This is a genomic window from Lacinutrix cladophorae (assembly GCF_053604645.1).
The window spans coordinates 1-263 of sequence record NZ_JBSHNR010000041.1; the positions used below are offsets into that span (position 1 = coordinate 1).

Genomic DNA, 263 nt, shown 5'->3' on the forward strand with positions numbered 1-263 from the left:
GCTTGTACGGTTGTAGATGAAACTATAGAATGTAACGGTACAGATAATGAAACTATTGCTAATGATTGGAATGCTGCTAATATATTAGCGCTTCAATCTTGTGGTACAGATAGCTGTGATGTAGATGCTGTATTTGATGTAACTTCCGATTATGTATTTACAAACCTTACTTCTACTTGTGGAGCTGGTGGTACTATTACTGTAATCTATACGGTATCGGATGATTGTGATAATGAAACTACACTGACTGCGACACTTACTCT

The 263-nt window shown here is 36.5% G+C and carries 1 protein-coding gene; it reads left to right on the forward strand.

The window, feature by feature from the left end; translation table 11 throughout:
- Positions 1–263, forward strand: a 263-nt coding sequence (locus tag ACVC3Y_RS00270) for a hypothetical protein (protein WP_452225742.1), incomplete at both ends; no start/stop codon positions are given.